This window comes from Thalassovita autumnalis (genome assembly GCF_001458255.1).
GTDB classification, from domain to species: Bacteria; Pseudomonadota; Alphaproteobacteria; order Rhodobacterales; family Rhodobacteraceae; genus Thalassobius; species Thalassobius autumnalis.
The window spans coordinates 26,473-51,330 of sequence record NZ_CYSB01000038.1; the positions used below are offsets into that span (position 1 = coordinate 26,473).

Annotated in this window: 28 protein-coding genes and 1 other RNA gene; 20 read left to right on the forward strand and 9 right to left on the reverse strand. The window is 60.2% G+C overall.

The annotated features are described in order from the left end of the window. Positions 1-4 precede the first annotated feature (4 nt). The 3 genes from TL5118_RS14855 to TL5118_RS14865 all read right to left on the reverse strand — a co-directional run bounded on the left by TL5118_RS14855 (position 5) and on the right by TL5118_RS14865 (position 3,512). Positions 5-1,204 (reverse strand): toxic anion resistance protein, encoded by a 1,200-nt coding sequence (locus tag TL5118_RS14855; protein WP_058244870.1) that lies wholly within the window; start codon positions 1,202-1,204, stop codon positions 5-7. 82 nt (positions 1,205-1,286) lie between these two features. Next, positions 1,287-2,186 (reverse strand): 5-bromo-4-chloroindolyl phosphate hydrolysis family protein, encoded by a 900-nt coding sequence (locus TL5118_RS14860; RefSeq protein WP_058244914.1) that lies wholly within the window; start codon positions 2,184-2,186, stop codon positions 1,287-1,289. A 195-nt stretch (positions 2,187-2,381) separates the two neighbouring features. Further along, the gene (locus TL5118_RS14865) at positions 2,382-3,512 is read right to left on the reverse strand and encodes a pseudouridine synthase (RefSeq protein WP_082626399.1); all 1,131 of its coding nucleotides are present in this window, start codon (positions 3,510-3,512) and stop codon (positions 2,382-2,384) included. A gap of 118 nt (positions 3,513-3,630) precedes the next feature. On the opposite strand from TL5118_RS14865, the gene TL5118_RS14870 reads away from it, so the two are divergent. Further along, the gene (locus TL5118_RS14870; protein ID WP_058244913.1) at positions 3,631-4,080 is read left to right on the forward strand and encodes a nucleoside deaminase; all 450 of its coding nucleotides are present in this window, start codon (positions 3,631-3,633) and stop codon (positions 4,078-4,080) included. Between the two features lie 12 nt (positions 4,081-4,092). On the opposite strand, the gene TL5118_RS14875 is transcribed toward TL5118_RS14870, so the two are convergent. Further along, positions 4,093-4,797, reverse strand: coding sequence for a metal-dependent hydrolase (locus TL5118_RS14875; protein WP_058244869.1), 705 nt, complete (start codon positions 4,795-4,797; stop codon positions 4,093-4,095). 147 nt (positions 4,798-4,944) lie between these two features. On the opposite strand from TL5118_RS14875, the gene TL5118_RS14880 reads away from it, so the two are divergent. From TL5118_RS14880 to TL5118_RS14915, 9 genes are all read left to right on the forward strand, one after another. Continuing rightward, a complete protein-coding gene (locus tag TL5118_RS14880; protein ID WP_058244912.1) occupies positions 4,945-5,595 on the forward strand; it encodes a ceramidase domain-containing protein in 651 nt (216 codons plus the stop codon). Positions 5,596-5,630: 35 nt separating this feature from the next. Continuing rightward, complete coding sequence (gene gatC, locus TL5118_RS14885) at positions 5,631-5,918, forward strand: Asp-tRNA(Asn)/Glu-tRNA(Gln) amidotransferase subunit GatC (RefSeq protein ID WP_058244868.1); 288 nt, start codon at positions 5,631-5,633, stop codon at positions 5,916-5,918. Further along, complete coding sequence (gatA, locus tag TL5118_RS14890) at positions 5,918-7,405, forward strand: Asp-tRNA(Asn)/Glu-tRNA(Gln) amidotransferase subunit GatA (protein ID WP_058244867.1); 1,488 nt, start codon at positions 5,918-5,920, stop codon at positions 7,403-7,405. The genes gatC and gatA overlap by 1 nt, the downstream gene beginning before the upstream one ends. 91 nt (positions 7,406-7,496) lie before the next feature. Continuing rightward, the gene (locus TL5118_RS14895; protein ID WP_058244911.1) at positions 7,497-8,207 is read left to right on the forward strand and encodes a hypothetical protein; all 711 of its coding nucleotides are present in this window, start codon (positions 7,497-7,499) and stop codon (positions 8,205-8,207) included. Between the two features lie 10 nt (positions 8,208-8,217). Then, positions 8,218-8,943 carry an N-acetylmuramoyl-L-alanine amidase gene (locus TL5118_RS14900; protein WP_082626409.1) on the forward strand — a complete coding sequence of 242 codons (726 nt, stop codon included), beginning with the start codon at positions 8,218-8,220 and terminating at the stop codon, positions 8,941-8,943. 61 nt (positions 8,944-9,004) lie between these two features. Next, positions 9,005-9,416, forward strand: an RNA gene (gene rnpB, locus TL5118_RS15855) — RNase P RNA component class A. A gap of 178 nt (positions 9,417-9,594) precedes the next feature. Next, positions 9,595-9,762 carry a 50S ribosomal protein L33 gene (gene rpmG / locus TL5118_RS14905; protein ID WP_007814563.1) on the forward strand — a complete coding sequence of 56 codons (168 nt, stop codon included), beginning with the start codon at positions 9,595-9,597 and terminating at the stop codon, positions 9,760-9,762. Positions 9,763-9,955: 193 nt separating this feature from the next. Continuing rightward, positions 9,956-10,714: a hypothetical protein gene (locus TL5118_RS14910; RefSeq protein ID WP_207383456.1), complete on the forward strand. Its 759-nt coding sequence runs from the start codon at positions 9,956-9,958 to the stop codon at positions 10,712-10,714. A 91-nt stretch (positions 10,715-10,805) separates the two neighbouring features. Continuing rightward, positions 10,806-11,372, forward strand: coding sequence for a GNAT family N-acetyltransferase (locus TL5118_RS14915; protein WP_082626408.1), 567 nt, complete (start codon positions 10,806-10,808; stop codon positions 11,370-11,372). A 102-nt stretch (positions 11,373-11,474) separates the two neighbouring features. On the opposite strand, the gene TL5118_RS14920 is transcribed toward TL5118_RS14915, so the two are convergent. Further along, entirely contained in the window at positions 11,475-12,251 is a 777-nt protein-coding gene (locus TL5118_RS14920; RefSeq protein WP_058244864.1) for a Bax inhibitor-1/YccA family protein, read from the reverse strand. Between the two features lie 180 nt (positions 12,252-12,431). After that, positions 12,432-12,650, reverse strand: coding sequence for a DUF1127 domain-containing protein (locus TL5118_RS14925; protein ID WP_058244863.1), 219 nt, complete (start codon positions 12,648-12,650; stop codon positions 12,432-12,434). 126 nt (positions 12,651-12,776) lie between these two features. Between TL5118_RS14925 and TL5118_RS14930 the strand changes: the two genes are divergently transcribed. Next, positions 12,777-13,628, forward strand: a complete 852-nt coding sequence (locus tag TL5118_RS14930) for a LysR family transcriptional regulator (RefSeq protein WP_058244862.1) — start codon at positions 12,777-12,779, stop codon at positions 13,626-13,628. A gap of 64 nt (positions 13,629-13,692) precedes the next feature. Here TL5118_RS14930 and TL5118_RS14935 read toward each other — a convergent pair whose 3' ends face one another. Continuing rightward, positions 13,693-14,652 carry an NADPH:quinone oxidoreductase family protein gene (locus TL5118_RS14935; RefSeq protein ID WP_058244861.1) on the reverse strand — a complete coding sequence of 320 codons (960 nt, stop codon included), beginning with the start codon at positions 14,650-14,652 and terminating at the stop codon, positions 13,693-13,695. 352 nt (positions 14,653-15,004) lie between these two features. On the opposite strand from TL5118_RS14935, the gene TL5118_RS14940 reads away from it, so the two are divergent. From TL5118_RS14940 to TL5118_RS14960, 5 genes are all read left to right on the forward strand, one after another. Further along, positions 15,005-15,376, forward strand: a complete 372-nt coding sequence (locus TL5118_RS14940) for a helix-turn-helix domain-containing protein (protein WP_058244860.1) — start codon at positions 15,005-15,007, stop codon at positions 15,374-15,376. A 117-nt stretch (positions 15,377-15,493) separates the two neighbouring features. Continuing rightward, the gene (hisN, locus tag TL5118_RS14945; RefSeq protein ID WP_058244859.1) at positions 15,494-16,300 is read left to right on the forward strand and encodes a histidinol-phosphatase; all 807 of its coding nucleotides are present in this window, start codon (positions 15,494-15,496) and stop codon (positions 16,298-16,300) included. A 140-nt stretch (positions 16,301-16,440) separates the two neighbouring features. After that, positions 16,441-17,775, forward strand: coding sequence for an 8-oxoguanine deaminase (locus TL5118_RS14950; RefSeq protein WP_058244858.1), 1,335 nt, complete (start codon positions 16,441-16,443; stop codon positions 17,773-17,775). A 339-nt stretch (positions 17,776-18,114) separates the two neighbouring features. Further along, entirely contained in the window at positions 18,115-18,597 is a 483-nt protein-coding gene (locus tag TL5118_RS14955; protein ID WP_058244857.1) for a CAP domain-containing protein, read from the forward strand. 100 nt (positions 18,598-18,697) lie between these two features. After that, positions 18,698-19,195 carry a CAP domain-containing protein gene (locus TL5118_RS14960; protein WP_082626398.1) on the forward strand — a complete coding sequence of 166 codons (498 nt, stop codon included), beginning with the start codon at positions 18,698-18,700 and terminating at the stop codon, positions 19,193-19,195. Positions 19,196-19,265: 70 nt separating this feature from the next. On the opposite strand, the gene guaD is transcribed toward TL5118_RS14960, so the two are convergent. After that, positions 19,266-20,585, reverse strand: a complete 1,320-nt coding sequence (gene guaD, locus TL5118_RS14965; RefSeq protein WP_058244855.1) for a guanine deaminase — start codon at positions 20,583-20,585, stop codon at positions 19,266-19,268. A gap of 184 nt (positions 20,586-20,769) precedes the next feature. Here guaD and mgtE point away from each other — a divergent pair, with 184 nt between their 5' ends. Both mgtE and TL5118_RS14975 read left to right on the forward strand, forming a co-directional pair. Beyond that, entirely contained in the window at positions 20,770-22,203 is a 1,434-nt protein-coding gene (gene mgtE / locus TL5118_RS14970; RefSeq protein WP_082626397.1) for a magnesium transporter, read from the forward strand. After that, positions 22,200-22,757, forward strand: coding sequence for a 5-formyltetrahydrofolate cyclo-ligase (locus TL5118_RS14975; protein ID WP_058244854.1), 558 nt, complete (start codon positions 22,200-22,202; stop codon positions 22,755-22,757). Before mgtE ends, TL5118_RS14975 begins: the two co-directional genes overlap by 4 nt. Here TL5118_RS14975 and TL5118_RS14980 read toward each other — a convergent pair. Next, entirely contained in the window at positions 22,754-23,380 is a 627-nt protein-coding gene (locus TL5118_RS14980; protein WP_058244853.1) for a GntR family transcriptional regulator, read from the reverse strand. The two genes, TL5118_RS14975 and TL5118_RS14980, sit on opposite strands and share 4 nt — an antisense overlap. 67 nt (positions 23,381-23,447) lie before the next feature. Between TL5118_RS14980 and TL5118_RS14985 the strand changes: the two genes are divergently transcribed. Beyond that, positions 23,448-23,936, forward strand: a complete 489-nt coding sequence (locus TL5118_RS14985) for an OsmC family protein (RefSeq protein WP_058244852.1) — start codon at positions 23,448-23,450, stop codon at positions 23,934-23,936. 95 nt (positions 23,937-24,031) lie between these two features. Continuing rightward, entirely contained in the window at positions 24,032-24,853 is an 822-nt protein-coding gene (locus tag TL5118_RS14990; RefSeq protein ID WP_058244851.1) for a TIGR00282 family metallophosphoesterase, read from the forward strand. Positions 24,854-24,858: the final 5 nt, after the last annotated feature.

Here is a 24,858-nt window from a genome sequence, read left to right on the forward strand (position 1 = left end):
CGGATCAGGCCTCTGGTACAGCGGTGGACGTGGTGTCACCCAGACCGTCTTTGCGGGCCTTGGCAGCGGCGAGCGTGTCGCGCAGATCGCCTTCCATTTTCTGCAGGTCGGCTTCGGCGGCGGCGCGTTTCGCCTTGCCCTCATCCGCGATCTGCAGGCTTTCGTTGATGGTGGCAATCAGATCGGCATTGGCCTGTTTCACCGCCTCAATGTCAAAGACGCCGCGCTCCATCTCGGTACGGATCATCTTGTTGTTTTCACGCAGGTTTGCGGCGTTGGCGGTCAGCAGCTCATTGGTCAGGTCATTGGCTTCACGCACCGCTGCGGCGGCTTCGGCGCTGCGCTGAATGGTCAGGGCCTGCGCCAGTTGGGTTTCCCACAGCGGCACGGTGTTGACCAAGGTTGAGTTGATCTTGGTGACCAGCGATTTGTCATTTTCCTGTACCAGCCGGATCGACGGCAGCGACTGCATGGTCACCTGACGGGTCAGCTTCAGGTCATGCACCCGGCGTTCCAGATCATCCCGCGCGGCGCGCAGATCGCGCAGCTCCTGCGCTTTCATGACCTGATCGTTTTCCGGCGCTGCGTTGACCTCCGCCTCTTTGGCGGGGATATCGGTGCTGTCCAGCTCGGCGATCTTGGCCTCACCGGCCGCGATGTAAAGCGCTAGCTCGTCGTAGAAATCCAGCGTCTTGTCGTAGAGCATATCGAGGGACTTGATGTCCTTCAGCAGCGTGTGTTCGTGTTTCAGCAGGTTGTCGGTGATCTGGTCGATCTGGCCCTGAACCGTTTCAAACCGTGCCGTGAACTTGGCAAAAGGCGCCGCCCGCCCCATCAGACGTTCCCAGAAGCTCTGCTTGCGCCGGGTGTCCAGCTCACTGATTGAAAAGCCGCGGATGGTTGTCACGATATCGCGCAGGGAATCGCCTGCCGGGCCAACATCTTTGTTGCGCACATCGGCCAGCATCGCCTGGCTGATCGTCTGCAACTCGGCCTGCGCGGCTGAACCGAAGGCCACGATGGAGTTGGTATCCCCCATATCCAACTCGCCCATGCGTTTGCGAATCTCGGCGCTGACCGGGGCATCGGCCGCCTCCAGCGAGATCACTTCGCTGGCCTCGGTCGGTTCTTTCAACGCAACGGCGGTGACTTCCTCAACCATGGCCAAATCAGCCTGGGCTTTCTGTTGAATGGTCTGTGACATGATGTTCCCTTTCAGATGGGGCAAAATTGAGGGCCGGGGGCACTGGGCGGGCGCCGATTGGGCGCTGTTTCCGCGGCGGGATCTATTCGGTTGTGATGCCTTCTCGCTTCAGCCTGTCACGGAGCACCTCAATCTCAATCGTGAGGTCGCTACGGTCTTCCAGCAAGAATTTTTCGGTACGGGCGGCAAAGTTCTGCTCAAGATCATCCAGCAAGGCCAGATAATCTGCACGGGCCTGCTCATCGCGGGACCGGCCATAGATTTCGGCAAAGCGGCTGGTCGCGTCACGTGCGCCCATCAGATAGACGGTCAGGTATTTGCGCGCCGCCGTCAGATCGCGCGGGTCGTCTTCGATCTTGCGGAACAGACCGCGGGCGGTTGCCTGAAACTGTTCCAACCGGCGGCTGGCCTGCCGATCCCCGGCGCGGGTCATCGCATTGCGCATGGCGGCCAGATATTCCTCAGCCTCTTCAACGGCGCGGGCCACCCGGTCGGTCTGGAAGGTGTCCACACCCTCCATGCCCTTGTCCTTCAAAGGATCAATGCCAAAGGCAAACCCATGCAACACGGCCCCCAACACGGCAAAAATGGGCACCTCAAGTGGGCCAAACCCGGCGGCGCCGACCAATCCCAGCCCCAGGCCCATCAGGATGGAGCCCAGAATTTTGCGCGGCAGGGCAGGGCGGCGGGCCACCTTGCGGGCATCATATGCTTCCTCGGCGCGCAGACCTTCGCGGGTCAGCCAGGCCGACAGCAGCAATACTCCCAGCGCCGCCAGATACTGCGCCATCACCAGCGGCTCAGCGCTGAAGGCATTCCAGATCAGCGGCAGGGGCGCGATGAACAGCAGGTTAGACCGCATGCCGATGCGGCTGCGGGTGGCGCCGCGAAACTCTTGCTGCGGGCTGGCCTGAGGGCTCGGGCGATCTGACGATTGGGTCTGGCCGTCCGGGCTGTATTTGCCACCAAATTTCTGTGCCATCATGCCCCTCCGAAAATCGTATAGAGCATGAGCAGCAAAAGCAGCACAAAGGCGAGTTTTTGCAATCCGCTTTGGGTCATCAAAGGCTCACATCAATAAATCATGTGTAAAACCTAGGGCCCCCCAGCCATTTTCGCTAGGGGGAAGATCGCCAAAAAACCTGCAAATATGCGATATTGCGGGGAAAGTGGTGGTTCAGCGCGGTTTGCGTGCGCTGAAGGGCTTGCCTTTACCGCCGCCGCCGGTTGGACGTGCCGAGGCGCCGGTGCTGCCGCCCGGTTTTCCCCCCGGCTTTCCAGCCGACTTGCCACGACGCAGCGACTGGCTGGGATCCGTGGCGCGTTTGCCGCCGCCAGAGCGGTTCGGCTTATCATCAGACTTGCCAAAACTGTCACGCGCACCGGTGCTGTTTGCCTTGCGCGGGTCGCGGCCTTTGCCGCCGGCGCCGCGCGGGGCTTTCTGATCTTCTTCGCGGGGACGACCCGGCTGGCCGGGGCCACCAAAGCGCCCCTTTGATTTGGGTTTGCGCAGCGGGCGGCGCACCTTTTGGCCGGGGGCGGTGTCGGTGTCGCCAAGGTCCTCAGCGCTGAGGCCCAGCTGGTCGCGCATCACTTTGCGGCGGATCTCTTCCACCTCACCCTGTTTCAGGGTGCCCAGTTGGAACGGGCCGTAAGACACGCGGATCAGGCGGTTCACGCTCAGCCCGATGCTTTCCATGGCGCGGCGAATCTCACGGTTCTTGCCTTCGCGCAGGCCTACGGTGACCCAGGCATTGGCGCCTTGCTGGCGATCGAAGGAAACTTCCATCGGCTGGAATTTTTCGCCATCCACAACCACGCCTTTGCGCAGCGGGGTCAGTTTGGCGTCATCCACGGTGCCCTTCACCCGCACACGGTATTTGCGCAGCCAACCGGTCGAGGGCAGTTCCAGCTGCCGTTTGATGCCGCCGTCATTGGTCAGCAGCAGCAACCCTTCAGAGTTCAGGTCCAACCGCCCAACGCTCATCACCCGCGGCAGATCCTCGGGCAGATTGTCAAAAATGGTTTCGCGGTCCTGCTCATCCTTATGGCTGGTCACCAGGCCTGTGGGCTTGTGATACAGCCACATCCGGGCAGGTTCCGGCGCTTGCAGGGCGCGGCCTTTGACCACGATGCGATCCTTGCCCGTCACGTTCAGCGCCGGGGAGGTGATGACCTTACCGTTGACGCTGACCTGACCGGTTTCGATCAGCTTCTCCGCTTCCCGGCGCGACGCAACACCAGCGCGGGCAATCACCTTGGCGATGCGGTCCCCGGCAGGGGTGGGGGTGGCAGGTTTGTCGGACATAAGGCAGCCTTTGCACAGTAGGGGTGTTGCGGGTCTGAGGAGAGCCGGATCAAGAGGCGTCAGACCTATCGCAATTTTGACCATTGCGAAAGCGCAGATCGCAGGGCAAACCCAAGGGATGACATTTCGCAGCTATATGGACCAGGCCCTGGAAGAGGCAGAGGCCGCCGCCGCCCGGGGTGAGGTGCCGGTGGGCGCCGTTCTGGTGGCACCCGATGGCACTGTTGTGGCACGTGCCGGGAACCGCACCCGCGAGTTGTCAGACCCAACCGCCCATGCCGAAGTGCTGGTGATCCGCGAGGGCTGTAAGCAAATGGGCAGTGAGCGGCTGCCGGGCCATGACCTCTATGTCACGTTGGAGCCTTGCCCGATGTGCGCCACAGCAATTTCCGCCGCACGTATTGCCCGGCTCTACTATGGGGCCAGCGATCCCAAAAGCGGCGGGGTTGGGCAGGGGCCGCGCATCTTCAGCCATGCGCAATGCCACCATGTGCCAGAGGTCTACGACGGCATTGGTGCAGAACCGGCGGAGGCACTGCTGAAAACCTTCTTTGCGGCGCGCCGGTAAGAGCTCCTTACGTCAATCGCTGCGGATGAACGCAATTGGGGTCAGGACCTCAGGTTCGATCACGTCGACCCCCGGCAGGGCGGCTCTGAGGGCCTCGGCCGATTGTTCCAACAGCGGGAAAGTCTTGTAATGGCAGGGGATCACCGTCTTGAAATCAAAGAAGGTTTTGGCAGCATAGGCGGCGCGTTTCATATCCATCGTGAAATGGCCCCCGGCGGCCAGAATGCCAATATCCGGCGCATGCAGATCGTTGAAGATCTTCATATCCGCCATCACATCGGTATCCCCTGAGACATAGATCGTGTGGCCTTCGCCCGCGATCATGAAACCAGCCTCAGCCCCGGCATAGACCGGCCCATCCGTCCCCGCGATCGATGACGAATGCACCGCGTTGACCATGGTCACCGCAACCGCGCCCAGGCGCACGGTGCCCCCTTTGTTGAACCCCACAGTGGCGATGCCTTGTTTGGTTTCCCAGTGGCTCATCAGATCGTAGATCCCGACCAGCGGCACCGACAGGGATTTGGCCAGCCGCACCGCGTCGTTGGAATGATCGCCATGGCCGTGGGTCAGCAAAATAGCGGTCGCGCCGTCGGTTGCCTCATCTTCGCGGCCCTCGGGGAACATCGGGTTGCCGGTGAACCAGGGATCAATCAGCAGCACCTGATCTTCGATCTCAAGTCGGAAACTGGCATGGCCCAGCCAGGTGATTTTCATGTGGCGTCTCCCGTTCATTTGTTGGTTCGGTCGTGGGTTTCTGTGAGCCTAGCACGACTTAGCCGAATTGCGAGGGGCTTGGCAGAACGGCGACAGCGGGTATCTTGAAACGATCTGAGGGGTGAATTGGCGCCGGGTGGGGGTGAAATGTTCGAACCGATTGACGGCTATTGCGAAAGATTGGATCCCGGGCTCTGGGCGGAGCCGGTGAATTTCCTGACCAATGTCGCCTTCATGTTCGCCGCAATTTGGATCTGGCCGGGCTTGCGCGGCATGATCTGGGGGCAGGTGCTGGCGGTGAACCTCTTTGTGATCGGCCTTGGGTCTGCGCTGTTTCATACGGTCGCGCAGGGCTGGGCGGCCATTGCCGATGTTGTGCCCATTCTGACCTATGTGCTGATCTACATCGCCCTGTCGCATCGGGAATACTGGGGCCACAGCTGGCGCCGCACGGCGGTCTTCTTGGTGCTGTTTGTCCCCTTCGTCGCCGCAACCCTGCCGCTGTTTCAGATGGTGCCGGGGCTTGGATCATCGGCAACCTACGCCCCGGTGCCTTTGCTGATCCTGCTGCATGCGGTCCTGTTGCGCCGTCAGCTGCCACAGGTGGCGCGGGGTCTGGCCATCGGGGCAGGGATCCTATGCCTGTCGATTCTGATGCGTGCTGTTGATGAGCCCCTGTGCCCGGTCTGGCCATTGGGTACGCATTTTATGTGGCATATCCTCAATGCCGTGATGTTGATGCATATGATCGCTGTCTATCGCGCCCATATGCTTGCAGCGACGCGGACAGAGCGCTAAACGCTTTAGCAACGCGAAAACGGAGATCTCTCGAGATGTCGATCGACACGAAAACCGCCGCCAAAGTGGCCAAGCTGGCCCGGATCAAGGTGGAAGACGATGCGCTGCCGGCGCTGGCGAATGAATTTAACACCATTCTGGGCTTCATCGAGCAGCTGAATGAGGTGGATGTAGAAGGTGTGGAGCCGATGACCTCGGTCACCCCGATGCGCCTGAAGCGCCGTGTGGATGAGGTCACCGATGGCGGTCAACAGGACAAAGTTCTGAAGAACGCGCCGGATGCGCGTGAAGGCTTCTTTGCGGTTCCGAAGGTAGTAGAATAATGACTGAGCTGAACAAACTGACCCTCGCCGATGCGCGTGACAAACTGCGCGCCAAGGAAGTGACCTCGGTTGAGCTGACCCAGAGCTGCATTGATGCCATCGAAAAAGCCGATGCGCTGAACGCCTACGCACACAAAACCCCCGAAATCGCGCTGGAGCAGGCCAAGGCCGCTGACGCACGGATTGCCGAAGGGGATGCGCCTGCGATGTGTGGTCTGCCGGTGGGCATCAAGGATCTGTTCTGCACCAAAGGTGTGCCCAGCCAGGCGGCTTCGGCCATTTTGGAAGGCTTCAAACCGGAATACGAATCCACCATTACCTCGAAACTGTTCGATGCAGGTTCGGTCATGCTGGGCAAGCTGAACATGGATGAGTTTGCCATGGGTTCGTCTAACGAAACCTCGGTCTACGGCAATGCCGTGAACCCCTGGCGTCGTGGCAATGATGATGCGCAGCTGACCCCGGGTGGCTCTTCGGGTGGCTCGGCCTCGGCTGTCGCGGCGGACCTGTGTCTGGCAGCAACCGGCACTGACACTGGCGGTTCGATCCGCCAGCCTGCCGCCTTCACCGGGACTGTGGGCATCAAGCCGACCTACGGCCGTTGCTCACGTTGGGGCGTTGTCGCCTTTGCCTCGTCGCTGGATCAGGCCGGCCCGATGACCAAGTCGGTGCGCGACGCGGCGATCATGCTCGAAGCCATGTGCGGCCATGATGAGAAAGACTCGACCAGCGCCGATCTGGCTGTGCCGAACTTTGAAGCCATGCTGACCGGCGACATCAAAGGCAAGAAGATCGGCATCCCGAAAGAATACCGCATGGACGGTATGCCGGGTGAGATCGAAAAGCTGTGGGAAGATGGTCAGGCGATGCTGAAAGATGCCGGCGCTGAGATCGTCGATATCTCGCTGCCGCACACCAAATACGCGCTGCCGGCCTACTACGTGATTGCCCCGGCCGAAGCGTCCTCGAACCTGGCCCGCTATGACGGCGTGCGTTTCGGTCACCGCGCCACGCTGGAAGCGGGCGACGGCATCACCGAGATGTATGAAAAGACCCGCGCCGAAGGCTTCGGCCATGAGGTGCAGCGCCGTGTCATGATCGGCACCTATGTGCTGTCGGCTGGTTTCTATGACGCCTATTACAACCGCGCCCGTCGGGTGCGTGCGCTGATCAAGAAAGACTTCGATGACGTCTTTGCAGCAGGTGTAGACGCGATCCTGACTCCGGCAACGCCTTCGGCCGCCTTTGGTCTGGGCGAAATGACCGACGCGGATCCGGTGCAGATGTATCTGAACGACGTGTTCACCGTTACGGTGAACCTGGCCGGCCTGCCGGGCATTTCGGTGCCTGCAGGTCTGGACAGTCAGGGTCTGCCGCTGGGGCTGCAGTTGATTGGCCGCCCATGGGAAGAAGGCGATCTGCTGAATACCGCCTACGCCTTGGAAGGCGCCGCAGGGTTTGTAGCCAAACCAAGCCAGTGGTGGTAAGACAATTAAGAAAGAAGGCCCGGGCATGTCTCGGGCCTTTTTGCGAATAGGCAGTGATAACAACAGCAAAGACGACAGGCAGGGCAGGATGATGCGGCATATCTTGGGTGGATTGGCACTGGTTTCTCTGGCGGCATGTGATCCCACAGTGCCCGATTCCGCAGCCGGTGTTGGCTTTGGGGATTACAACGAATACCAGCGCGATCAGGCATCCCGTGAGGCCGCGCTGAACGGCCAGCCCCTGCCGGCGGCCACCGCAGTGTCTTCTGAAACGCTGGCAGGCGCCCCTGCCGCCACACCCACGTCAGATGCCGAGCAGCTGGCAGCCGATGCCGCCGCAGCGCTGAATTCTGGCGAGGCCCCGGTCAATGCAGATCCGTCGAACCCTGCGCCCGCAGTTGCGGTGAACGCCTCGGGCATTTCGGATGAGAACAATTTTGACAACGTCTCCTCCCTGCGTACCATCGAAAGCGACAAGCAGCGGATCGCCCAGAACCGCGCGCAATATCAGGTGGTTGAGCCGACAGCCCTGCCATCCCGTACCGGCAGCGAAGGCCCCAATATTGTGGCCTATGCGCTGCAGACCAGCCATCCGGTAGGCGCCCAGATGCACAAACGCTTTGCCGCCTCACAGGCCCGCGCAGACCGCAACTGCGCCAAATACGCCTCACCTGATCAGGCGCAATCGGCCTTCCTGGCCAAAGGTGGCCCCGCCAAGGACCGGCTTGGCATTGACCCCGATGGTGACGGCTACGCCTGCCGCTGGGATCCCAGCCCGTTCCGCAAGGTGAATGGCGGCTGAGCCAGAGGCCATGGCTGATCTGAACATTATCCAACACCCGTCCCCCAATTTTGGGGAGCGTCGCGATGGCGCGCGCCCTGAGTTGATTGTGCTGCATTACACCGCCATGCCCACCGCGCAGGCGGCGCTGCGGCGGCTTTCGGATCCCGAGGCAGAGGTCTCAGCCCACTATCTGATCGGCCGTTGTGGTCAGATCTGGCAGATGGTTGAGGAAGACAAACGTGCCTGGCACGCCGGGGCGGGGTCCTGGGGCGGGCAGGGGGATGTAAACTCCCGCTCGATCGGGATTGAGCTGTCAAATAGCGGCTCCGAACCATTTTCTGAGCTGCTGATGTCCTCACTTGAGGCGTTGCTGAGCGATCTGATGACCCGCTGGGACATCCCGGCTGAGGGGGTGATCGGCCATTCCGATATGGCGCCTTTGCGTAAGAAAGACCCTGGCTCGCGCTTTGATTGGGAACGGCTGGCCAGGCAGGATCTGTCAATCTGGCCGAACCCCAAATTGACCGAAGTTCATTATAATTCCAAGTTTTGGACCGCCGAACGGATTACGGAGTTTGGCGAACTTCTGCGCCAAATCGGCTATGATGTCCCCACCGATGAAATGCCCGGCACGGTGTATCTGGCAAAATTCAGCGACCGTTTTGTGAAGGGGCGCAAGCAGGCATACGGCTACGCCTTCGCCGCTGCGGCGGATCTGGCGCGAAGATATCCGGCGCCGTCCAATCGTTCCTAGACTGGAAAACCCCTTTGGTAACATTGACCACACAGGGCTTTCCCCGTAGACCCACACCCGCGCGGAGGGCCGGATGGCCGCTGGTGGCAGGGTAACCGGTCACGAGAGGAAAGTCCGGACTCCACAAGGCAAGGGTGCCGGGTAACGCCCGGCGGGGGCAACCCCAGGGAAAGCGCCACAGAAAACAGACCGCCCCGCGGACCAGAGGTTCGCCAATGGAGCATCCGACGGGGTAAGGGTGAAACGGTGGGGTAAGAGCCCACCGCGGGTCTGGCAACAGAACCGGCACGGCAAGCCCCACCCGGAGCAATGCCGAATAGGGGCCTCACGCGGCGTGTCCGCAGGGTTTTGCTTTGACCCAGAGGCCCGGGTTGGCAGCTAGAGGTCTGTTGGCAACAGCAGGCCTAGATGAATGGTCATCTCGGATGGGTTTCCATCTACGACAGAATCCGGCTTACAGGCCCTCCGCGCATAGCGAAACTTCCGCCCTTTCAGGGGCTGGAAAACCCGCAAAACAAAGGCTTGTTAGAATCTGCCCAGAATCCTGTCATATTGCTGTTGACTCGGGGGGCCGATACCTTAAAAGGCAGGCTTCAAGGATTCCGCGGGCGGCCCGACTGACCCGTATCGATTGAGACTGGAGATATAACAATGGCGAAGCCGACGACGATCAAAATCCGTCTGAACTCGACCGCTGGCACGGGCCACTTCTATGTGACCAAGAAAAATGCCCGCACCATGACCGAAAAAATGGTTGTACGTAAGTACGACCCGGTTGTGCGTAAACACGTCGAATACAAAGAAGGCAAGATCAAGTAAGATCTGCCCTTCTGGACAAGTTAGCGCCGTGTCAGGGAAACCTGGCGCGGCGTTTTCTTTTGCGCCGTCTTTGGTGTTGATCTTGGTGCTTTGAACGCATCGTTTGAGACAGCTGGCGACTTGTGGGCGCTCTGGGTCTCTTATGGGGATATTGATCGGAAAACGGCTTTTGCTTTACTTTAGGGTAACTTCAATGCTGCTCAAGGCGGGCGGCAACCAATGGAAGGAGCCCCCCATGTCCCACTCAGTTTGCAAAACTATAGTGGTCATAGCGCTGTCGGCCATGACCATTGCTCCAATCGCCGGAGGTAGCATTCTCCTGTCGGCGGAAGCTGCTTTTGCAAAAGGCGGAAAGGACAATGGTAATGGCAACGGGGGCGATAATGGCAAAGGCAATGACCGCGGTGGAAACAGTGACCGCGGAAATGGCAATGACCGCAGCAGTGCCTCTGGGGCCGATGGTCTAACGCCGGGGCAGGCCCGCAAGGCCGCGCGGCAGCAGATCATTGAAACGGCTGGTGTGCGCAACTGGGGGGCAATTGCCTCTGAACTTGGGGAACTCAACAAAGCCAATGCCAATGTTAATGCCAGGCTGAACTCATCGGATCCCGTGCATCAAGCCCTGGCTGCCTATGAGCTGAGCGGCGGTACCACGCTTGCCGGTGTCAGAGAGGTGAACGAGGCGCGGGAAAGCTATGCCACCTATCGCGAGGAGTTGCTGGGCACCGAGGTCGAGGATCCGCCCGGTTCGGGCACAATGGTCGAAATTACGCCGGACAACCTGGATCAGTACGCGGAGAGTTTCGAAGACTTCGCTGACCTATCAGAGGATCTGGCCGAGGCTTACGCCGCCTTGGCGACCCTATCTAGTATGCGTGACAAGCCTCTGACACGCGGCGCGCTTGATGCTTTGAACGGCATGTTGGGTCTGGAAGACCCCGTCAGCCAGTAACGTTCTGTCAAGGAGGCGCGCGCGCGATTGCTGCCCCCATTGATGCCCCTTGCATGGGGGCGGCGCTTTGTGGAATGCTGCGCGGATGGGAATGTTATCGCAAACATTGCAGGCAGCGCTGCGTCAGACCACCAAAGACGGCCTTGTTGAAGGTCATGGTGACCTGCGTCTGCGTCGTGCACGCCCCGAAGATCGCGTCGCAATTGATCAGCTGCTGCGCCGCAGTTACCCGCAGCTTCTGAAGGCGGATTACCCCCCTTCGGTTATGGTCACTGCGGTGCCGCTGATGTCCCGCGCGAATCCCCGTCTGCTGGCGTCAGGGCGCTACTATGTCATTGAAACCCAAGGTCGGGTGCTGGCCGCTGGCGGTTGGAGCAAACCCACCGCCACCCGTGGCCGTGGCCGCGCTGGCATCGGGCATCTGCGCCACCTGGCGACGGATCCGGACTATCTGCGTATGGGGCTGGCAGAGGCTATTGTGACCCATGTGCTGGAGGAGGCACGCCGTGAAGGCGTCACCGAGATGCAATGCATGTCGACCCGCACCGCGCATAGGTTCTACTGGGCGCAGGGCTTTCAAAGTGGTCGGGAATTGCAGATCCCGCTGGCACAGGGAATCACCTTCCCGGCGATTGAGATGTGGCGCAAGCTGGATTGATCCCGCCGCATCGCGCGGTCAGCGCACCACCAATCTATTAGAAGCAGCGCAATAAAAAAGGCCGGTCCAAAGACCGGCCTTTGCTGACTGATGTCAGATGTCTTATTCGCGGTTGCCCAGCAGGTTCAGCAACATCATGAACATGTTGATGAAGTCCAGGTAGAGGCTCAGCGCGCCCATGATGGCGGCTTTGCCCAGCCACTCCTGGTCGCCGTGGTGGGCGTGGGCCAGGTAGGTGGTTTTGATGTTCTGGGTGTCATAAGCGGTCAGGCCCGCGAAGATCAGAACACCAATCGCCGAGATCGCCAGGCTCATGATGCCCGAACCCAGGAAGATGTTGACGATCGACGCAACAACCAGGCCGATCACACCCATGATCAGGAACGAACCCCAGCCCGAGATGTCTTTCTTGGTGGTGTAGCCCCAGATCGACAGGCCAGCGAAGGCAATCGCGGTGACCAGGAAGACCTGAATGATCGACTGACCGGTGAAGACCAGGAAGATCGAGCTGATCGAAACACCCATCACTGCGGCGAAGATGTAGAACACGGTCTGTGCAGTGGCGGCCGACATGCGGTTGATACCGGCGGAGAAGCCGAACACAAAGGCCAACGGTGCAAACATCACAACCCACTTCAGCGGCGAGGCGTAAAGCGAATAGCCCAGCTGGGTCAGATATTTATCCGCGCTCAGCTGCGCAACGGCTGCGGAAGGATCGGTGGTGACCGCCAGACCGGCCAGCGCCCAGGCGGCCAGGAAAGTGATCAGCATGCCTACGGACATGGTGCCGTAAACTTTGTTCATATGGGCGCGCAGACCCTCGTCGATCTGTGCGGCACGGGCACCCGCTGCGCTCCGGATGGTGTCGAATTCAGCCATTAAAGCCTCCGATAGAAGTGTGACAGCCCCAAGTCATTGGGGTCTTGGCGCAAATATCGGGTAGGGGCGGGCTTATTTCAAGAGGGCGCAACACAAAAGGAGGCGCAAAGTTGCGCCTCCGTCATCTGTATTTCGTCGCTAAGTCGACGCAAATTTTCGCTCAATACGTGCGAAAGGTGGTCACTTGATCCAGTTGGCGGGGGCGTCCCACACCGGACGGGCTGCTTCAGCCTCTGCTTCTGCGCGGCTCAGACCCATGTCGCTCAGCGCGGCCGAGTCGAGGCTTTTCAGCGCGCGGCGCTGACGATAAAGAGCGTTCAGATCCATCAGGCGGCTCAGAACGGATTTGCGGGCGGCTGCGGGCAGGCAGGCTGCGCTGTGCGAAGTCATGGTGGTCATGTCGGTCTCACTTTCCTGACTGTGATTCGTTGGGGAGGAATTATCATTTCTGTTGATGTGTATGCCTGACTATGATTCATAGTGAAAATGAATGTTTGGCGATTCACTTATCAAGGAATGTGATGAATGCGAAATCTTGATGTCACCACCCTGCGCTCTTTCGTGGCTGTGGCCGAATTGGGCGGTGTCACCCGCGCGGCCGGGTTCTTGAACCTGACCCAATCTGCCGTCTCGATGCAGCTGAAACGTCTGGAAGAGCTGTTGAACCTGTCGCTCATTGACCGCTCCAGCCGATCCGTCAGCCTGACCGCCTCGGGGGAGCAGCTGCTGAGTTACGCGCGCCGCATGGTGAACCTCAATGATGAGGTGATGTCACGGCTGACCGATCAGGCCTATGAAGGTGAGATTGTGCTGGGCGTGCCGCATGACATTGTCTACCCGGCGGTGCCCCTGGTGCTGCAGCGGTTCCACGCGCAGTTTCCGCGGATGAAGGTGCAGCTGCTGACCAGTTTCACCCGCGAACTGAAGGACCAGTACCGGCGCGGTGAGGTGGATGTGATCCTGACCACGGAAATTGGTCTGGATGCGGATGGCGAAACGCTGGGGGGCCTGCCATTGCAGTGGATCGGCGCGGCTGACGGTTCGGCCTGGAAGCAGCGCCCGCTGCGCCTGGCCTTTGGCCGCAACTGTATTTTCCGCGGTGGCGCGATGAAGGCGCTGGAGCGTGCAGGCACCGCCTGGGAACTGGGGGTGGAAACCGACAGCGACCGCACCATTGAGGCCACGGTCAGCGCTGACCTTGCAGTGACCGCGATGCTGGAAGGCACCAAGCCGGACCATCTGGAGGTGATTGATCATGGCGGCGCCTTGCCGGCGCTGACCCAGCAGAACATCAACCTCTATGCTGCAGAGAAGGGCAAAGGGGAAGTTGTGCAGGTGCTCTGTGATCAACTGCGCCAGGCGCTGATGCGCAGTTAATGAATGTTAAGGCGATTGGCGCGGCTCACTGGTTGCGCCAATTCGCTGATAATGTTGGGGGGCGTCAGGGGGTGACCACAACCTTGCCAGTGGATTTGCGGCTGCGCAGCAGCTCCAGCGCCTCATCCGCACGGTCCAAGGGCAGCACATGGCTGACATGGGGCTTCAGATACCCCGCCTCATACCATGTAAACAGCTCAGCCATGCTGCTGGTCAGAACCTCAGGCGCGAACTTTAGATATCCGCCCCAGTAAAGCCCCAGAACGGTAAGGTTTTTCACCAACAGATGGTTTGCGGGGATCTGCGGCACCTCACCACTGGCAAAGCCGATCGGGATCAGCCGGGCCTCGGGCTTACAAGCGCGAAAGGCGGCCTCCCACTGATCACCACCGACGGGATCATAAACCACATCGGCGCCGCCGAGCGCCTTTACCTCTGCGCGCAGGTCGGCGGTTTTGGCATCGATCAGATGATCAGCACCGGCGGCTTTTGCGGCCTCCAACTTGTCAGCGCCACGGGCGCAGGCGATCACCTTGGCGCCCATAAGTTTACCAATCTCAACAGCCGTTAACCCAACACCGCCGGCTGCCCCCAGCACCAGGAGTGTTTCCCCCGGCTGCATTCTGGCCCGATGTTTCAGGGCGATATGGCTGGTGCCATAGGCGATCTGAAAGGCGGCGGCCTCTTCATAAGGCATGTTGTCCGGGATCGGGACCAGTCGGTCAGCGTCAAAACAGCCGTATTCCGCCAGGCCACCGCTGCCCGCATAAACCGCCACCCGTGTGCCGGGGGCTGGCCCATCGGTTTCGGGGCCCAGCGTCACAACCTCACCGGCCATTTCCAGTCCCAGCGTGAAGGGCAGCTGCGGTGTGTCCTGATATTTGCCTTTGGTCATCAGGGTATCGGCAAAATTCAAACTGCAGGCGTGGATCCGGATCAGGGCCTGCCCCTGCTGCGGCTGTGGCTCTGGCCCTTCGACCAAAGCGGGGGGGTGTTCAAAACTGTGAACCTGAAATGACCGCATGGTCGCGCCTCCTCTATGTCTCCTCTCGCTGGTTATGCCGCGATGCAGCATGGCTGTCAAAACTTGAGGTAGGGGCGGGGCAGGCGACGTTGCGCAAAATTGGTGCAGAGGGGCGGACAATCGCGGAAATTGGGTCGAATTGCCCAGTTTCCGCTGCGTAAGATGTGTGACTTCTAGCACAACCTATCCGAATGAGAGTGAATTGCTCACTCAAAGCGTGTGTTTCCCCTTGATAGAATCGCCTGTTTCATTAAGGTCAACACCCAGTAAACGTTGGGGATTATCGTGCAACGCCTGATCGAGTAGCCACGGCACCCATGTTTTGAGATATGGTTTTGTTAAGGAGAGGCACATGGCGCACCCCGTAGATGTGCATGTTGGCAAGCGTGTTCGGCATCGTCGTTGGATGGTAGGCATGACGCAGCAGCAGCTTGCCGAAAAAGTGGGCATCAAGTTTCAGCAAATTCAGAAATATGAGACCGGCACCAACCGTGTCAGCGCCTCGCGTCTCTGGGCCATCGCCGAAGCCCTGAATGTTGAAGTGAGCTTTTTCTTCGAAGGTCTGGACGGCGATCAGGAAGAGGCGGGTGCGGAAACCCTCGGCCCGGCCGATTTGATTGCCGACAAAGAGGCGCTGGACCTGGTGCGCTCCTACTATGGGATCCCGGAACATCAGCGCAAACGCCTGTTTGAACTGGCCCGCTGCCTGTCCGACGTGGCCTGATCCACAAATTGCGTTAGAAAAAACGACTCCGCGCCGCCCCCTAGGCGGCGCTGGCGCTTGAGGCGCCGTGGCAGGCATAGTACCCCTTGGCGCAACTGCGAAAAGGGGAGCCTGCAGATGAACACTTCAGACATTCTGACAACGGCCCATGTCATGGCGGATGCAGCCCGCGCGGCCATTCTGCCGCATTTTCGCGCGGTGGGTCTGGCTGCTGAAAACAAGCTGGCAGATGGCTTTGATCCGGTCACCGTGGCGGACCGGGCCGCAGAACAGGCGATGCGTCAGGTCTTGGCTGAGCGCCGCCCCGAAGACGGCATCTTGGGTGAAGAGTTCGGTGTGAGCGAAGGCAGCAGCGGTTTGCACTGGGTGCTGGACCCCATTGATGGCACCCGTGGGTTTATGTCCGGCACACCGACCTGGGGTGTGCTGATTGCCCTGTCTGATGAAAACGGTCCCAAGTTTGGCATGATCGATCAGCCCTATATTGGCGAACGCTTCTGGGGCGGCAAAGGGGAGGTGGCGTTAGAGGCTCAGATGACCGGCCCCCACGGCAGCGGCCCCCTGCAGGTACGCGGTGGGCGCCCGCTGTCTGAGGCGGTGTTGTTTACCACTTTCCCCGAAGTGGGCTCTGAGGCGGAGCGCGCTGGTTTTCAGGCGGTAGAGCAACAGGTTAAGCTGACCCGCTACGGGATGGATTGCTACGCCTATGCGCTGTTGGCAGCCGGGCAAATTGATCTGGTGGTGGAGGCCGGGTTGCAGCCCTATGACATTCAGGCGCCGATTGCGGTGATTGAGGCTGCGGGCGGCATTGTCACCGACTGGCAGGGTGGACCGGCCCATCAGGGTGGGCGCGTTCTGGCCGCGTCCCATGCTGATCAACACGCCGAGGCCCTAGCCATTTTGCGAAATGTGCCTGCCGGCTAAACCGGTCTGACGCCACGCGGGCTTGATCGCGCGGCGGATTTCAGCGATCAAAGGGGCAGCTCTGCGAGTCCTTTGCCCCTTTCTGTCGCAGGCTTCACACACACGTACCGAAGGGGGCCAAACCGTGTGTGGAGCAAGCTATGACTCACCTAACTATCCGAAATGCCGATCATATTCTGACGATGAATGATCATCGTGAGGAATTGCGCGGCGCAGATATCCACCTTTCTGACGGGCAAATCACGGCGATTGGCCATGACCTGCCGGTGCAGGGGGAGGTGGTGGAGGCCACCGGCTGCGTGGTGACGCCCGGGTTGGTGAACACCCATCACCACCTTTATCAAAGTCTGACCCGCGCGGTTCCCGGTGGGCAGGACGCCCTGTTGTTTGGCTGGCTGCAGACCCTCTATCCGATCTGGTCACGTTTTGATCCTGAGGCCTTCTTTGTCTCGGCGCAGGTGGGGCTGGCCGAACTGGCCTTGTCTGGCTGTTCGCTCAGCTCAGATCACCTTTATCTGTTTCCCAACGGTGGTCGTTTGGATGACACCATCGCCGCAGCCGCCGAGATTGGGATGCGGTTTCATCCAACCCGCGGCGCGATGAGCATTGGGGAAAGTGATGGCGGGCTGCCGCCGGACCATCTGGTGGAGCAGGAAGCCGACATTCTGGAGGATTGCATCCGGGTGATTGACGCTCACCATGACAGCTCCGAAGGTTCCATGTGCCGCGTTGGCGTTGCCCCCTGCTCACCGTTTTCGGTCAGCCGTGAGCTGATGCGCGATGCGGCTGTTCTGGCGCGCGACAAGGGGGTGATGTTGCATACGCATCTGGCGGAAAACGACGAAGACATCGCCTATTCGCTGGAAAAATTCGGCTGTCGCCCCGGGCAATATGCCGAGGACCTGGGATGGACCGGTCCGGATGTCTGGCACGCCCATTGCGTGAAATTGGACGGTGAGGAGATCGATCTTTTTGCCCGATCGCGCACTGGTGTTGCGCATTGCCCCTGTTCGAACTGTCGCCTCGGCTCAGGGATAGCGCCGCTGCGTCCGATGCGGGACGCGGGCGTCAAGGTTGGGTTGGGCGTCGATGGCTCGGCCAGCAATGACAGTGGCAACCTGATGGCCGAGGCGCGGCAGGCGATGTTGTTGCAGCGGGTTGCGCGGGGCGCCGATGCCATGAGCGCGCGCGAAGCACTGGAAATCGCCACCCGTGGCGGTGCTGAGGTTCTGGGGCGTAGCGATTGCGGTCAACTGGCCGTCGGTAAACGGGCTGACATCGCCATCTGGGACGTGCGTGGCGTGGAAAGCGCTGGCAGCTGGGATCCAGCCGCCCTGCTGCTGGCGGGGCCGCAGAAGGTGCGCCACCTGTTTGTTGAGGGCCGTCAGATCGTGCGAGACTACCAGATCGCCAGCCTGGATCTGCCACGGGTTCTGGAACGGCAACGCGCTTTGGCGCTGCAATTGGCAGAGTAAGAGCTGCCGAACAGCTCGGGCACGGTATAAGGCGGTTTTGTATACTCCTTTATAGGTGAACTGTGTGAGTGGCGTTTCAGGGCGGGGTTGCGACTCACCCTAGCGTGAGAGTGCAAACAAACGGTTAACCGCCCGCCCGGTCATGCGACCACAGCGTGAATACCCCAATAAAAAGGACTTAGAGGGGGGATTCCCCCTCTTTCCGCCGGTGCCACACCTTCTAAAGAAAGGCCCAATAGCCGCCTGCAGAGCTTCTTTTTTTGGCCAAAATTGCCCAATATCACGGGGCTGCTACTCACACCTGCCCGTCAGGGCGCCCCTAGACGATTGGACCAATTGATGAAAATCCTGCGAAAATCCGCCCTGGTCAGTGCTGCCGCCGCTTTGCTTCTGTCGGCCTGTGTCAGTTCTGAGCCGGCCCAGTATCAGTCAACCAGCAACAGCCGTCAGGCCAGCAACGGCGATCTGCACCAGAGCCTGAATGCCGAACGTGCGGCACGTGGTCTTGGTTCGGTGCGCGCAGATGCCACTCTGGCCCGCGCCGCTGCCGCCCATGCCCGTGATATGGCACAGAAAAACTACTTCTCGCATTATGAACCTGACGGCGGCACCCCGGTCACGCGGGTGAACGAGGCGGGCGGTTGCCGCGCGTCGGTCAGCGAAAATATCGCGATGAAATGGAACGACGACATGAAGGTGTTCTGGGCCTGGATGGGCTCACCCGGGCACTACAAAAACATGATGGGCAAGAAATACACCCGTTATGGAATGGGCGAATATGGCGGCTACTACGTGATGGTGCTGGCCGGCCCCTGCGTCTGATCCTATCAACGCTAAAATGATTGCAGGCTGCCCCGGCGACGGGGTAGCCTTTTTTTGTCGCTTGCGGCGGGTTTTTCTTGGCTTTTAGGGAAATATTAAGATGCAGCAGGATAAGAATAAGAGGATTTCGCGCGGATTGATTCTGGGGGCCGTGGTGGCGTTGGCCACGGGGCTGTCGGCCTGTGTTTCAACCGGCGGGGCGCCCTCGGCAACGGCCTCTCCAACCGTGGCCAGCAGTGGTTTTGGCGGCATGCTGACCGCGGAACGGGGCAGCCGCGGCCTGTCCTTGCTAAGCGAAGACAGCGCGCTGAAGGCGGCAGCGCAAGCGCATGCAAACGATATGGTGTCGCGGGGCTATTTCTCGCACCAGTCAAAGGGTGGCGGCAATCCAACCAGTCGGATGCGGGCGGCGGGGGGCTGTCGGTCTGCCAATGCGGAAAATATTGCGCAGGGTCAGACCAGCAATGCGGCGGTCTTTAGTGCCTGGATGCAGTCGTCTGCTCACCAGCGCAACATGTTGAACGGTTCCTACTCGCGCTACGGCCTAGGGCGCAGCGGCAACACCTGGGTTTTGGTGCTTGCAGGCCCCTGCGTGTGATCCAATTGAGGCCGCGCCGTGTAACTCCGGCGGGGCCTTGCCGAAGACTTAAGGGTGCATTTTTCCGTTGTTAGTCAACGGCCTTGCGGCAAGAGCCGTTGATCCAAACGCTGTGGATGGCGCGATCATCGCCCATCATCAGCGTTGGAAATACCGCCTCCCAGATGTCATCGGCTTGGCTGGCGCGCTGGGCAATATCGGGTGTTGAGGCGAGGTCTAGAACCACCAGGTCAGCCTCCATCCCGGGGGTGATATTGCCGATTTTGTCACCCATCCGCAGCGCATGTGCAGAGCCGGCTGTGGCCAGGTAGAGCAACTCTGCCGCATGCAGCGGGCGGTGCCGTAGCTGCGCTACCTCATAGGCTGATGCCATGGTGCGCAGCATAGAGAAACTGGAACCGCCGCCGGTATCCGTTGCCAACCCTATGCGATGGCCGGCGCGGCTGAGGCCGTCCATGTCAAACAACCCCGAGCCGATGAAGGTGTTTGAGGTGGGGCAATGGATCAGTGCCGCCTCCACCTCGCGCAGGCGATCACGTTCGCGTGGTTCCAGATGGATCGCGTGACCAAAAAGCCCACCAGGGCGCAGCAACCCGTAAGCCTCATAGGTGTCCAGATAGTCGCGCGCGCCGGGGTAGAGCGATTTCACCCATTCAATCTCATCCACTTGCTCACTCAGATGGGTCTGCATCAGCACCTCAGGGTGTTCCCCCCAAAGCGCCCCCAGCGCTCGCAGTTGTTCCGGCGTTGAGGTCGGTGAAAATCGTGGCGTGATCGCATAGCTCAGCCGGTCCACGCCGTGCCACCGGTCCAGCAGGGCTTTGCTGTCGTCATATGCGGATTGCGCGGTATCGCGCAGACCGGCCGGCGCCGTGTCACGATCCATACAGGTTTTGCCCGCAATCACCCGCTGCCCGCGCTGTTGCGCTGCGGTGAAAAACGCATCCACGCTTTCGGGATGAATGGTGCAGTAGCTTGCCATGGTGGTGGTGCCATGGGACAGCGTCAGATCTAGATATCTTTCTGCAATTTCATCGGCATAGCTGCGGTCAGCGAAACGCATCTCTTCCGGGAAGGTGTAGCTGTTCAGCCAGTCTATCAGCCGCTTGCCCCAGCTGGCGATGATGCCCGTTTGCGGGTAATGCACATGGGCATCAACAAAACCGGGCAGGATCAGGTGATCGCCATAATCCACCCGCTGGGCGGTTGGATATTCGGCAACCAGACGCTCCGTTGCCCCACTGTCCAAAATCTTGCCATCCCGGATCAGAACCGCGCCGCGGCGTTCAACCTTGGCCGCCTGCTGCCCCTGCTCAAAGGGATTGCCGTCAAAGTGCAGCACCTGACCGGTGAGCAGGCTGTCGGTGTTGGCACTGGTGGCGTTTTGCATCGCGGAATTCCTTTGGCGGCGGCGCCGAAAGCTGGCGCAAGGGTAATCTAAGCAGTCAGTCGATGAAGGTAAATCACGCGGCCCGGTGGGGCAGGGGCGTTTTTCGACCGCAATCTGCCGCTGGCCCGTTGCGTGTGCTGGCTTGCCTCCGTTAAGAGGGATGAAGGCGAGAGCGGAGGCAGAGATGCGCAAAGACCACGATCAGATCGACCTCTTGGACCGCGCTGACACCTCGATTGCGCCGCAACGCAATCCGGATGGTACCACCGAAGGCGATTATGAACTGTCGCGCCGTGATGTGGCGACGATCCTGCACACCGTAGATCGTGGTGATCAGCAGCAACTGCTGACCCTGATGGAACCGCTGCATCCTGCTGATATTGCAGACCTTTTGGAGCAGCTGAATGCCCATGACCGGCGCCGTCTGGTACAGCTTTACGGCCAGGAGTTTGACGGGGACATCCTGTCCGAACTGGATGAGGGGCTGCGCGAAGAGATCATTGCGGTGCTGCAGCCGGATGTTCTGGCCGAAGCGGTGCGGGATCTGGAAACCGACGATGTGGTGGATCTGGTTGAGGATCTGGATGAGCCGCAGCAAGAGGCCATTCTTGAGGTGCTGGAGGATGCCGACCGCGTCGCGGTGGAGCAGGCGCTCAGCTACCCGGAGCATTCGGCCGGGCGTTTGATGCAGCGCGAAACCGTGGCCGCACCAGAACATTGGACGGTTGGGCAGGCGATTGATTTTCTACGCTCTGCCAAAGAGTTACCGGAACAGTTCTACCATGTGATCCTGGTGGACCCGCGTATGCATCCAAAGGGCAATGTGACCCTGGGCAAGATCATGTCATCGCGCCGCGATGTGCAATTGCAAGACATAGTGGAAGAGGTGTTTGAGGTCATTCCCGTCACCCAAGATGAGGGCGACGTGGCCTATGCCTTCAACCAATATCACCTGATTTCAGCGCCTGTTGTGGATGAAAATGACCGCCTGGTTGGCGTCATCACCATCGATGACGCGATGGCGGTGCTCGATGAGGAACACGAAGAGGACATCCTGCGCCTCGCCGGGGTCGCGGATGAGGCCAGCTTGTCTGACAGCATCCTTGCCGCGGCGCGTGGCCGGGCGGTCTGGCTGGGGGTGAATCTATTGACGGCTATCCTGGCCTCGCTGGTCATCGATATGTTCTCAGCCACGATTGATCAGATGGTGGCTTTGGCCGTTTTGATGCCCATCGTGGCCTCAATGGGGGGCAATGCCGGCACCCAGACCATGACGGTGACGGTGCGCGCGCTGGCCACCCGCGATCTGACTGCGCAGAACGCCATGCGGGTGATGCTGCGGGAAGTCTCGGTCGGGGTGATCAATGGCGCACTGTTTGGGGCGATCATGGCGGGCATTGCGGTGTTGTGGTTTGGCGTGCCGATGCTGGCGCTGGTGATCGGATTGGCGATGCTGGGCACCCATGTGGCGGCGGCGCTGGGGGGCATTCTGATCCCGATGGGGCTGGAACGGCTGAACGTTGACCCGGCGCTTGCCTCTGGTCCCTTTGTGACTACGGTGACGGATGTTGTTGGGTTTCTTGCCTTTTTGGGACTTGCTGCACGGGTGTTGCTATGAACGATCTGGCTGAGATTAAGGCGCAGGCCCGCAAGGCTGCTTTTGCCCGACGCAAAGCAGCACATCAGGCTGGGCTGGTTGGGCGCGCCGGCTTGTTGAGTGAGGTTCTGGCGGGCTATCGCGGCGTGCCACTCGCGGGCTATATGCCGATCCGAACGGAGATCTCCCCGCTGCCCGCGATGGAGGAGGCCAGCGCGCACGGGCCTGTCGGTGTGCCCGTGATCCAAGGTGAAGCGCAGCCGTTGAAGTTTTCGCGATGGTCGCCGGATGGACCGCTTCGCGAAGGTCCGTTTGGGGCGCAGGTGCCTGAAAAGGATGACTATTTTGACCCGGAAATCCTGATCGTCCCGCTGGTTGCCTTTGACCGGGCCGGTAATCGTCTGGGCTATGGCGGCGGCTTTTATGATCGCACGCTGGAGGGTCTGCGGCAACGCGGGGGCTGTCTGGCCATTGGGTTTGCCTATGGCGCGCAGGAGGCGGCGGAGCTGCCGTTGGAACCCACTGATCAACCCCTGGACATGATCGTGACCGAGGCGGAAATCCTCAGCTTTTAAGCATCTGGCGGCATCACATCCAGCAAATGGGCCTCGGCCTCCCGCAGGTGGCGTTCCAGATGGGTAACGGCGGTTTCACTGCCACCAGCTGCGACAGCTTCGACCATAAGTCTATGATCTTCCAGCCAATCCTCAGTCCGGCTGGGCAATGCGCCATAGGCGGCGATTTGGATCTGACAGGCGATGCGCAGCTGATCGATGATGGCGATCTGCCGGGGGCGACCGCTGGGGGCATAAAGGGCGGCATGAAACGTCCGATCCCCTTCGGCCCAATTGGGCCCATGGGCGTCAATGTCCGAATGTTTTTGTACCTGCTCCAGATGCGCTAACTGTGATTGGGAAAAATTGCCAACAGCGCGCCGCAAGGCATCCGTTTCAAGCATCACCCGTAAATCAATCGCTTCCCGCAGATCGCTCCGGCTCATTGAGATCACATGCGCCCCTTTGTTGGGGACTAGGGTGATCAAGCCCATCTGCGCCAGTAAGGCAAAGGCATCCCGTACCGGGATCCGGCTTGCGCCAAAGCGACTTGCCAGAACCTCCTGCTTTAGCTTTGCGCCCGGCGCGAACTCACCCCGCAGAAGGGCGGATTTTAATTGATCAGCAATGTGTTGTGCCTGCATTTGGCATTGCTCCTCACATAATGTATACATGTATACATTCTAGATTCGAAAACTTCCAGAGGACCCGATGCCGAATTTGTCCACGAAAGAGCACGACTTTACCGCCCAGATCCTTTGGACGGGCAACACGGGCCGGGGGACGGAAAGCTACCGCGCCTATGAACGGACCTGGCAGGTCCAAACCCCGGGCAAGCCGGTCATTCACTGTTCTAACGATCCGATGCTTGGGGGGGATCCGACGCTTCACAACCCCGAAGATATGCTGCTTTCGGCGCTCTCGGCCTGCCACATGTTGTGGTATCTGCACCTCGCGTCAGAGGCAGAGGTTGTGGTCACCGGCTATCAGGACGCGCCGATCGGTCGGGGGGAAACAGCGCCAAACGGGGCAGGGCGGTTCCTGTCTGCCACCCTGCGGCCAAAGATTACGCTCGCGCCGGGTAGCGACCCTGCCGTCGCTGACGCGCTGCATGGGCGCATTCATGAAGTATGTTTTATCGCGCGTTCTGTCGCGTTTCCTGTCAGCTATGATGCGACGTATTCTTTTGCCGCTGCCTAATGTGCGTAACGAACTGTTAGGAATTTTGCCCTATTCATGATCGAAACGGGCATGTGCCCCTTGCCACATCACCCGCTGCCGCCTAGGCAGAGGGCATGAAAGTATTGTTCTTAGGCGATGTAATGGGGCGTGCGGGGCGGCGCGCTGTGGTCGAAACCCTGCCGAAACTGCGCGACGCGTGGCGGTTGGACTTTGTTGTGGTGAACGGCGAAAACGCCAGCAACGGAATGGGCTTGTCGGCAGAGCACGCAAAGGTTCTGTTGGATGCCGGGGCGGATTGCGTGACCCTTGGCGATCACGCCTTTGACCAAAAGGACATGTTGCAGTTCATCGAACGTGAACCGCGCATCCTGCGGCCGCTGAACTTCGCCAAGGGCGCACCGGGACGGGGGCATCGGGTGTTTTCTGACCGCCGTGGGCGCAAGATCCTTGTGACCCAGGTTCTGGGAAATGTCTTTATGAAACGGGCGTTTGACGATCCGTTTTCGGCGGTGGATGCGGTGCTGCGTCAGCATGTTCTGGGCGGCGCCGTTCAGGCCGCGCTGGTGGACGTGCACTGTGAGGCGACCAGCGAAAAGATGGGTATGGGGCATTACTGCGACGGGCGCGCCAGCGTTGTTGTGGGAACCCACACCCATGTGCCCACCGGCGATGCGCAGATTTTGCCCGGCGGCACGGCCTACCTGACGGATGCGGGAATGTGCGGCGACTACAACAGCGTCATCGGTATGGAAAAGGCCGAACCGATGCGCCGTTTTGTGACCGGCATGCCCAAGTCCCGCTTCACCCCCGCCCTGGGGGAGGCAACGTTGTCAGGTGTTTATGTTGAAACGGACGATCGCACCGGTAAGGCGACTGTGGTTAAGATGGTGCGCCAGGGCGGGCGGCTGGAACAAGCGGGTCCTGACTCCGTTTAACCACA

Excerpts from the sequence above, each read along its gene's own strand:
- TL5118_RS14975 (WP_058244854.1), top strand. The coding sequence starts at position 22,200 with ATGAACGATCTGGCTGAGATTAAGGCGCAGGCCCGCAAGGCTGCTTTT.
- rpmG (WP_007814563.1), top strand. The coding sequence starts at position 9,595 with ATGGCGAAGCCGACGACGATCAAAATCCGTCTGAACTCGACCGCTGGC.
- TL5118_RS14875 (WP_058244869.1), bottom strand. The coding sequence starts at position 4,797 with ATGAAAATCACCTGGCTGGGCCATGCCAGTTTCCGACTTGAGATCGAA.
- guaD (WP_058244855.1), bottom strand. The coding sequence starts at position 20,585 with ATGCAAAACGCCACCAGTGCCAACACCGACAGCCTGCTCACCGGTCAG.
- gatC (WP_058244868.1), top strand. The coding sequence starts at position 5,631 with ATGTCGATCGACACGAAAACCGCCGCCAAAGTGGCCAAGCTGGCCCGG.
- TL5118_RS14920 (WP_058244864.1), bottom strand. The coding sequence starts at position 12,251 with ATGGCTGAATTCGACACCATCCGGAGCGCAGCGGGTGCCCGTGCCGCA.
- hisN (WP_058244859.1), top strand. The coding sequence starts at position 15,494 with ATGAACACTTCAGACATTCTGACAACGGCCCATGTCATGGCGGATGCA.
- TL5118_RS14935 (WP_058244861.1), bottom strand. The coding sequence starts at position 14,652 with ATGCGGTCATTTCAGGTTCACAGTTTTGAACACCCCCCCGCTTTGGTC.
- TL5118_RS14855 (WP_058244870.1), bottom strand. The coding sequence starts at position 1,204 with ATGTCACAGACCATTCAACAGAAAGCCCAGGCTGATTTGGCCATGGTT.
- TL5118_RS14955 (WP_058244857.1), top strand. The coding sequence starts at position 18,115 with ATGAAAATCCTGCGAAAATCCGCCCTGGTCAGTGCTGCCGCCGCTTTG.
- TL5118_RS14895 (WP_058244911.1), top strand. The coding sequence starts at position 7,497 with ATGCGGCATATCTTGGGTGGATTGGCACTGGTTTCTCTGGCGGCATGT.
- TL5118_RS14900 (WP_082626409.1), top strand. The coding sequence starts at position 8,218 with ATGGCTGATCTGAACATTATCCAACACCCGTCCCCCAATTTTGGGGAG.
- TL5118_RS14880 (WP_058244912.1), top strand. The coding sequence starts at position 4,945 with ATGTTCGAACCGATTGACGGCTATTGCGAAAGATTGGATCCCGGGCTC.
- TL5118_RS14960 (WP_082626398.1), top strand. The coding sequence starts at position 18,698 with ATGCAGCAGGATAAGAATAAGAGGATTTCGCGCGGATTGATTCTGGGG.
- TL5118_RS14870 (WP_058244913.1), top strand. The coding sequence starts at position 3,631 with ATGACATTTCGCAGCTATATGGACCAGGCCCTGGAAGAGGCAGAGGCC.
- TL5118_RS14940 (WP_058244860.1), top strand. The coding sequence starts at position 15,005 with ATGGCGCACCCCGTAGATGTGCATGTTGGCAAGCGTGTTCGGCATCGT.
- TL5118_RS14925 (WP_058244863.1), bottom strand. The coding sequence starts at position 12,650 with ATGACCACCATGACTTCGCACAGCGCAGCCTGCCTGCCCGCAGCCGCC.
- TL5118_RS14865 (WP_082626399.1), bottom strand. The coding sequence starts at position 3,512 with ATGTCCGACAAACCTGCCACCCCCACCCCTGCCGGGGACCGCATCGCC.
- TL5118_RS14980 (WP_058244853.1), bottom strand. The coding sequence starts at position 23,380 with ATGCAGGCACAACACATTGCTGATCAATTAAAATCCGCCCTTCTGCGG.
- TL5118_RS14930 (WP_058244862.1), top strand. The coding sequence starts at position 12,777 with ATGCGAAATCTTGATGTCACCACCCTGCGCTCTTTCGTGGCTGTGGCC.
- TL5118_RS14915 (WP_082626408.1), top strand. The coding sequence starts at position 10,806 with ATGTTATCGCAAACATTGCAGGCAGCGCTGCGTCAGACCACCAAAGAC.
- mgtE (WP_082626397.1), top strand. The coding sequence starts at position 20,770 with ATGCGCAAAGACCACGATCAGATCGACCTCTTGGACCGCGCTGACACC.
- TL5118_RS14910 (WP_207383456.1), top strand. The coding sequence starts at position 9,956 with ATGCTGCTCAAGGCGGGCGGCAACCAATGGAAGGAGCCCCCCATGTCC.
- gatA (WP_058244867.1), top strand. The coding sequence starts at position 5,918 with ATGACTGAGCTGAACAAACTGACCCTCGCCGATGCGCGTGACAAACTG.
- TL5118_RS14985 (WP_058244852.1), top strand. The coding sequence starts at position 23,448 with ATGCCGAATTTGTCCACGAAAGAGCACGACTTTACCGCCCAGATCCTT.
- TL5118_RS14990 (WP_058244851.1), top strand. The coding sequence starts at position 24,032 with ATGAAAGTATTGTTCTTAGGCGATGTAATGGGGCGTGCGGGGCGGCGC.
- TL5118_RS14950 (WP_058244858.1), top strand. The coding sequence starts at position 16,441 with ATGACTCACCTAACTATCCGAAATGCCGATCATATTCTGACGATGAAT.
- TL5118_RS14860 (WP_058244914.1), bottom strand. The coding sequence starts at position 2,186 with ATGGCACAGAAATTTGGTGGCAAATACAGCCCGGACGGCCAGACCCAA.